The sequence below is a fragment of the Mycobacterium sp. genome (genome assembly GCF_049280035.1).
In the GTDB taxonomy this organism is placed as follows: Bacteria; Actinomycetota; Actinomycetes; order Mycobacteriales; family Mycobacteriaceae; genus Mycobacterium.
In genome coordinates, this window is the sequence record NZ_JBAPPI010000721.1 from 1 (window position 1) to 6,272 (window position 6,272).

At 65.8% G+C, this 6,272-nt stretch carries 6 protein-coding genes and 3 pseudogenes; 3 read left to right on the forward strand and 6 right to left on the reverse strand.

Annotated features, from left to right (window positions below; genetic code table 11):
- The 3 genes from WAN71_RS23255 to WAN71_RS23265 form a co-directional block, all read right to left on the reverse strand.
- The coding region (locus tag WAN71_RS23255) for an SDR family NAD(P)-dependent oxidoreductase (protein WP_422227588.1) at window positions 1-796 on the reverse strand (796 nt) is incomplete at its 3' end.
- Window positions 797-1,783, reverse strand: a complete 987-nt coding sequence (locus tag WAN71_RS23260; protein WP_422227589.1) for an alpha/beta hydrolase — start codon at window positions 1,781-1,783, stop codon at window positions 797-799.
- Between the two features lie 201 nt (window positions 1,784-1,984).
- Window positions 1,985-2,830, reverse strand: coding sequence for a helix-turn-helix transcriptional regulator (locus tag WAN71_RS23265; protein ID WP_422227590.1), 846 nt, complete (start codon window positions 2,828-2,830; stop codon window positions 1,985-1,987).
- A gap of 135 nt (window positions 2,831-2,965) precedes the next feature.
- On the opposite strand from WAN71_RS23265, the gene WAN71_RS23270 reads away from it, so the two are divergent.
- The gene (locus WAN71_RS23270) at window positions 2,966-3,901 is read left to right on the forward strand and encodes an SDR family NAD(P)-dependent oxidoreductase (RefSeq protein WP_422227591.1); all 936 of its coding nucleotides are present in this window, start codon (window positions 2,966-2,968) and stop codon (window positions 3,899-3,901) included.
- Between the two features lie 17 nt (window positions 3,902-3,918).
- On the opposite strand, the gene WAN71_RS23275 is transcribed toward WAN71_RS23270, so the two are convergent.
- On the reverse strand, window positions 3,919-4,365 hold the full coding sequence (locus WAN71_RS23275) for a DUF5994 family protein (protein ID WP_422227592.1): 447 nt from the start codon (window positions 4,363-4,365) through the stop codon (window positions 3,919-3,921).
- Between the two features lie 147 nt (window positions 4,366-4,512).
- Window positions 4,513-5,148: pseudogene (locus tag WAN71_RS23280) on the reverse strand (AMP-binding enzyme); the annotation flags it as partial.
- Between WAN71_RS23280 and WAN71_RS23285 the strand changes: the two are divergent.
- Together WAN71_RS23285 and WAN71_RS23290 are read left to right on the forward strand one after the other, a co-directional pair.
- Window positions 5,125-5,250 (forward strand): annotated as a pseudogene (locus WAN71_RS23285) (hypothetical protein); the annotation flags it as partial. The pseudogenes WAN71_RS23280 and WAN71_RS23285 overlap by 24 nt on opposite strands.
- A gap of 165 nt (window positions 5,251-5,415) precedes the next feature.
- The gene (locus tag WAN71_RS23290; protein WP_422227593.1) at window positions 5,416-5,919 is read left to right on the forward strand and encodes a hypothetical protein; all 504 of its coding nucleotides are present in this window, start codon (window positions 5,416-5,418) and stop codon (window positions 5,917-5,919) included.
- Here WAN71_RS23290 and WAN71_RS23295 read toward each other — a convergent pair.
- A pseudogene (locus tag WAN71_RS23295) lies at window positions 5,916-6,272 on the reverse strand (RNA polymerase subunit sigma-70); the annotation flags it as partial. The gene WAN71_RS23290 and the pseudogene WAN71_RS23295 sit on opposite strands and share 4 nt — an antisense overlap.

The following is a 6,272-nucleotide window of genomic DNA, read 5'->3' on the forward strand; positions in this document are numbered from 1 at the left end:
GGACGAAGCGTTTGATGGTCCAGCCGATCTTGGCTTCGAACTGCGGCATGCAATACAACTCGCCGTGATCGTGGGTGTCCAGACAGATACGTGCGACCTTCTCCGGCGACAATCCGGTCCATCGCATGACCCTGTTTGCGAATTGGGTTGTTTGGTCAGGCATCCGGCCGGACTCGATGATGTTTGTTTTGACAAACGTGGGGCACAGCACGGTGACTTTGACGGCGCTGCCCGATAATTCGGCGGCCAGGGTCTCAGACAGCGATAGCGCGCCGGCCTTGCTGACGTTGTAGGCGGCCATGCTCGGGGCCGCTCCGAAGGCGGCGGCGGAGGCAACGTTGATGATGCCCCGCGGGCGGTCCGACGGTTCGGCCGACCGCAGGATCGGTGCGAACACGTGGCAGCCGTGGATGGGGCCCCACAGATTGATGCCCAGCACCCAGTGCCAGTCGTCGAGGGGGAGTTCACCGATCGGGGCACCGCCGGAGCCGACGCCGGCGTTGTTGATCACCAGGGTGGGCGCGTCGCCCAACCACGATTCTGACTGGGCGGCCAGTTCGCGGACGTCGTCGAATTGGGTGACATCGCAGGGGATTGCGATGGCATCCCCGCCGCTGTCGGTGATTGCGCTGACAGTTTTCGCGGCGGTGACTTCATTGATGTCGCTGCACACGACCCGGCCGCCGCGCCGGGCGAGTTCGGTGGCGAACGCCGCCCCGATCCCGCTGCCCGCGCCGGTCACCACCGCAAGCGCGTTGTGGCTCACATTGTTTGACCTGCGAAACGGCCTAAGCATCTAGCCTGCCCTTCCCGTCGTGACGTCTAAGCCGTCGGCTCGCAAGGATGCGTCGATGAAACGCGCGACGTGTGCCATCGCCTTGCCGGCTTCCGGTGACAGCCGCGGCAGCGCCTGGAACACGTGCACCTGATCCAGCCACACCTGGAGTTCGCAACTGCCGCCGCAGGCGCGGATATCGGCGGCGAGGTGTCGCGCATCGGCCACCAGCATCTCGGCGCCACCGGCCTGGATAAGTGTCGGGGGCAGCGACGGCCCGCCGGCGACGTCGAGTCGCAGGCGTTGATGCGCGGGATCGACGCTGCCGCAGTACAACGCGACCAGTCGGGCGGCGTCGACGGCGCGAATCGCAGGGTCGCGGCTTAGTGCTTCGCGAGCGGCGGCCAGGCCGAAGGTGAGATCAATCAGCGGCGAAAACAGTAGCAGCGCGGCTGGCCTGCTTGCGGCGACGTCGGGCCGCAACAGCAGGTCAACTGTAAGGTGTCCGCCGGCTGAATCACCAGCGATCACAATGTGTTCCGCCGAATGCTGGCGGGTTAGCCAGTCCCAGCCCGCGCGGACGTCGTCGGCGGCGGTGGGGAAGCGGTGCCGCGGCGCCAAGCGGTAGTCGACGGCGAATACCGGCAGCCCGGTCAGCCGTGACAGCCACGCCGTCAGTCGTCGATGCGTTCGCGGCGAGCACAGGGCATACCCGCTGCCGTGAACGAAGTAAATCGCGCCCGGCCTCGCCGGTACGCCCGGCGCACGCACCCACTCACCGACAACTCGATGGCCGTCGGGCTGGACGGCGTCAATCGGCTCGACGCTGGTTCCGGCCAGCGATGGTCCGAAGGCGTCCATGATGCCGGCCACGATCTGGCGTGACAGCCACAGGCCCCAGGCCTGCTCGGGCGGCAGCACCGCGCTGATCTGGCGCAATGTCAACGCGCTGACCAGCGCCACACCGCGTGAGCGTAGCGATCCGCGGGCCGGCACAGTGTCCGTCATGCGACTCAGTCAACGTCAAATGGTGACATTAGTCAATGGCAAGGTTTCAGAGTCAGCTCACTCACGCGGACCGCAGCTTTTCGGCATGCTCAGGTCACCACGATGACCATCAAGCGATCGGGCGCCAACGTGCGCGTGTACGTGGCCGTACATCCGCATGAAATCCCGCGTGCCGAAACAACTCTCGGGCAGGCGAAGAACTCAGTCGATCAACGACTGTGTGCCGAGCACTATTGCGAGAGCGAGACACTCGGCGTCGTCCGTCTCGGGTTCGGCGGTGTAGATCATGATGCGCAGATCGACAGCGGCGACGATGAGAGTGTCGCAGTCCAACGTGATGTGCCCGACGTCGGGGTGGTCGATGACCTTGCGGCGCCCGAAGTCTTGGTGCGGCTCTAAAACGCCTGATTCCCAGAGCTTTACGAATTGCGGGCTCTGCGCAGCAAGGTCGCGAATTAGCTGCTTCAGCCGCTGATCGGCGGGGTAACGTGCGGCGGTCAGACGCAGGTCGGCGACCAACCCGGCGTGGAATTCGGCCTTCTGCTCTGGTGTGTGAACAGCGCGACTGCCAGGACCGACAAGGTTACGCCAGACGCTGTTGCGTTCGATTCCCCGCCAACTCGTTGTGGGACCCATCAACGCGTCGTACGGCGCATTGGCGACGACGAGAGTCCACGTGGCGTCAAAGACGGCGACGGGTGTGTGCGCGAGGCGGTCAAGCAGGCGTTGCACGCTCGGCGTGATCCGCGACGATACGACGTCAAGGCCGGGGGTGGCGTGCCCGGCCAGCCGAAAGAGCAGGTCGCGCTGGGCGTCGGAGACTCGCAACGCGCGCGCGAGCGCCTCGACGACCTGCACCGACGGTGAGGTGGCCCGTCCTTGCTCGAGCCTGGTCAGGTAGTCGACCGAGATCCCGGCCAGCCCGGCCAGCTCCTCTCGCCTTAGCCCCTCGGCGCGTCGGCGTCCGCCGACGGGGACGCCGACCGCGGTGGGCTTGACGCGGTCGCGCCAGCTACGCGCGGTGCGACCGAACTCCCACGAGTCCACCCCTCCACTAAACGCGACGCCGCCGGCCCGGGAAAGGGCTTGTCCTGGCCCTGCCAGTCCTACGAAAACCGGACGACTGCCTGACGACCGGAGTCCGGCGAAGAATCATCGCAGTACACCGACGAACGGAGAACCATGCACTCGATCGCGTCCGGCACCGTGCTGATCACCGGGCCGACCGGCGGCCTGGGAAAGGCCGCGACGCTGGCGATCGCTCAACGCCCTGACCCGCAGCGCCCCGACCTGCTGCTGGTCGGCCGGGCCGGTAAGGCGCTAACCGAGGTGGCCGACGCCGCCCGCGGGGCAGGAGCGACCGTACGGGAGATCGGCTGCGATCTGGCCCGGCTCGCCGATGTGCGCGACGCGGGGCAGCAGGTCAAGCATCTGCTGGAAGCCGGCGCCGTGCGCCCGCTGCACGGATTGGTGGCCAACGCCGGTGTCTCGGTGGTCGACACCCACAAAGCCTCCGCGGACGGATACGAGCTCACCTTCGCCGTGAACTACCTCGCGCACGCGCAGCTCATCGGCGACCTGCTCGACTCTTTCCTCGCGCCCGCCCGCATCGTGCTGTTGGGCTCAAACACCTATCACCAGAACATCTTCCGTCGCATCTTGCGAGTTGCACCGGCGGTTTGGCGCGATCCGATCGAGCTTGCTCAACCCACCGGTCAAGACGTGCCGGCGACAACCGAGCACAGCGGAATCGCTTATTCCAATTCCAAACTCGCGCTGCTTTACTACGCGCACGAGTTGCAACGTCGAGCACCGACCGGGATCAACGTGACGGTGTACGAGCCGGGATTCATGCCAGGCACCGGCCTGGGCAGAGAGCACGGACCCGCTCTTCAACGGATTGGCCGCCTCATCGAGCGAATTCCCGGCGTTTCGTCGCCCACCCGATCCGGGCCGGCGCTCGCATCGATCGTCCTTGACGACCGGTGGGCCCACCTGCGAGATGGCGCATTCGTCGTCAAAGAGCAAGAGCGCGAAGTGAAGCCGTTCGCCAACGACCCAGCTCGTGAGTCACGGCTGTGGGATGCCACAACCGAACTACTCAAGTTCGCTTCGTAAGCGACTGCCCGGCGGCGCTAGTGACAGTCCGCGGAGCGCTGAAGCAAGGCAGCCTGCAGGATCGAGCCCGCGGTAAAGAATGCCGGTTTGGTTTGATCGGCGGGGTCGATGGGCAGGTCAGCCGCGCGGCGTAGCACCATCAGCGCAAGCGCACTTTCGGTTGCGTAGGGGATTATCAGGAGGTTGGCGCGAGCCTCTCCGCCGTTGAACGTCATCACGTGTTGGCGCTTGTGTTCCCATCCGGGCCAGTTGAAGTCGGGCGGTCGTTGTAATGGTGGCCAATTGACGTTGATGGACGTGATGTCTCCAAGCAGTGGGATCAGCGTCGCAATGAGGCCGGGCAGTTCATTCGTGATGCGGTCCGCGCGTGGCCACCACGCCCCGTCGATGTCGCGGCCCAACTGGCGACATATGCACAGCCTCAGGAGATTATCTCGGCGCGGTTGCTGCAGTGGATAAGTCATCGGAAGTATCTCTGTCGGCGCTGAGCGCACGCGATGATCGGGATCAACACGATGGCTGGCCCTGTGCAATCCACGGGCGTTCCTTCACGGTCGGTATCGACCGCCCCGCAAGCGCGAGGCGACGGAGGAATCACATTGCCGGGGCTGTCACCCGCTTACAACGGGCGAGAACGGCTGACAACGAAACGGCTCGCACGTGACACTACGCCACCAGCCTGTTCTATGGCCGCATCTGCCGGGCGATCGCTTCTTGTCGACCTTGCCGACCGGGGTTGTCGGCAACGCGGTCATCTCGGTCAGCACATCCGGCCGGGCATGGCTCGCCACTCCACGTTGGTCGAGGTAGTCGTTCAATTCCATCAGCGTTACTGGCTTGCCCATGAAAACCACTGCTGCGCAGATCTTTTCGCCCAGGTAAGGATCCGGCAGCGCTACGGCCGCCGCCGACGAGATCGCCGGATGCGCATGCAGATGCTCTTCGAGGTCGGCCGCCGCTATGGTCTCGCCGCCGCGATGGATGGCGTCTTTGACCCGGCCGGTGACCTCCAGGTAGCCGTCGGTGTGCCGGCGGACCAGGTCACCACTGCGGTAAAAGCCGTCCAGGTCGAAGCAGCGAGCGTTGTCGCTTTCGGCGCGGAAGTATCCGTTGAAGGTGTACGGACCGCGCACCAGTAGTTCCCCCTCGGCGCCGTCCGGGAGCGGGCGGCCGGCGACGTCAACGATGCGCAGTTCGTCATCGGCAGATAGCGGCCGGGTGCTTTCCTCGACAATGGCGGGGTGATCGAAGACGGCTGGGTCGACGAGTTACTCAGCGCGGGAGGACGTTTCGACGAATTCTGGCGCCAGCAGCAGGATGCTGCCGAGTGGCGAATTCACGCCGCTTAGAGCTCGCAAGTTTGCCAGATACCGACCAGGCACTTGCCAGCGCGGCCCACGAGTGGCTTGATGTAAGACGGCCAGTGGTACGACACGCCCGCATCAGCGCTACTACAGACAACGCGTGACCAGCAGAATGACACCGATGTTGAAGTCCAACTCGAAGGGACAGCTATGACAGTGAAAATGCTCGCCACCGGTGCGGCAGCCGTCGCCGCAATTGGAGCCGCGGCCGCCGGCATGACGTCGTTTGCCTCCGGCAGCGCCACCGCCTTGCAGGTGCAGCCCGTCGCATTGGGCGTGCCGTTTGCGCAGGACCCGCCGCCGGCGCCAGGTCTGCCGACTGCCGGCGACTTGTCCAGCCTCTGCACCAACCTCACCAACCCTGGCGTGTCGTACCACAGCAAGACCGGTCTGGTCGCAGGCGGCATCAGTGAGGCCGATGGGCGCGACGCCGACCACAAACTGCGGGACGCGTTCAAGGCCGGGAATTTTCCGGAGTCGTTCGACGTGACGAACATCCAGCCCGCCGGTCCCAATGCGGCCAGCGCCGACGTGGCCATCTCGGGTCCGAAGTTCCCGACGCCTGTCACGCAGAATCTCACGTTCGTCAATCAAGGTGGCTGGGCGATCTCGCCCCAGTCCGCGCAGGCGCTGGTGCAGGCAGCGACGGGCTAGGCGGTAACTGCGCGCACGTCGATCCGGGCGATCCGCTCGGGATCGGCCAGCACGTCGATGGCGGCGATACGCCCACCGCGGACCACGAAGCCCATGACCGCGCTTGGCCGATCGGCGACGAAGATCACCGCGCCCGCGGCGCCGTTGACGGTGGCGGGCCGGACTTCGCGTTCCGGCGCCGCATAGCTTCGGGCCAGCCCGGCCACCGCGGAAGCTCCCGGGACCGAGCGCAGTCCGGCCGGGCCGGGGCCGAAGTCGCCGCGCAGCGAAACGTCGGGGTCTAGTACCGCGACGAGGCTGTCGAAGTCACCGGCACGCCCGGCCGCGAAGAAGGCGTCGACGACGGCGTGCTG

Bases quoted from the DNA above. Each gene is read 5' to 3' on its own strand.
- WAN71_RS23260 (WP_422227589.1), bottom strand. From the start codon at position 1,783: ATGACGGACACTGTGCCGGCCCGCGGATCGCTACGCTCACGCGGTGTG.
- WAN71_RS23270 (WP_422227591.1), top strand. From the start codon at position 2,966: ATGCACTCGATCGCGTCCGGCACCGTGCTGATCACCGGGCCGACCGGC.
- WAN71_RS23275 (WP_422227592.1), bottom strand. From the start codon at position 4,365: ATGACTTATCCACTGCAGCAACCGCGCCGAGATAATCTCCTGAGGCTG.
- WAN71_RS23290 (WP_422227593.1), top strand. From the start codon at position 5,416: ATGACAGTGAAAATGCTCGCCACCGGTGCGGCAGCCGTCGCCGCAATT.